Source organism: Streptomyces neyagawaensis (assembly GCF_023516595.1).
Classification (GTDB): domain Bacteria; phylum Actinomycetota; class Actinomycetes; order Streptomycetales; family Streptomycetaceae; genus Streptomyces; species Streptomyces neyagawaensis.
The window spans coordinates 1-326 of record NZ_JAMGBG010000007.1 but is presented as its reverse complement, the minus strand read 5'-3'; the positions used below and the strand labels follow the sequence as shown (position 1 = coordinate 326).

The 326-nt window shown below is 66.0% G+C and carries 1 protein-coding gene; it reads left to right on the top strand.

The features are described from left to right. On the top strand, positions 1-326 hold a 326-nt coding region (locus tag M8J73_RS04420), incomplete at both ends, for a Phenylacetic acid catabolic protein (protein ID WP_249828270.1).

Sequence of the window (326 nt, the reverse complement as noted above, 5' to 3'; positions counted from 1 at the left end):
ATCTGCAACCAGGTGCCGCTGTGCCGGAGTTCGTACGGTCCGTACGCGCGGGCGATGGTGCGGATCTGCAAGGAGGAGTCGTTCCACCAGCGTCAGGGCTATGAACTGCTGCTGACGATGATGCGCGGCACCGACGAGCAGCGGGCGATGGTGCAGGACGCGGTGGACCGTTGGTGGTGGCCGTCGCTGATGATGTTCGGGCCGCCCGACGACGCCTCGCCCAACTCGGCGCAGTCGATGGCCTGGAAGATCAAGCGGCACTCCAACGACGAACTGCGTCAGCGCTTCGTCGACATGACCGTCCCGCAGGCCGAGAAGCTCGGCGT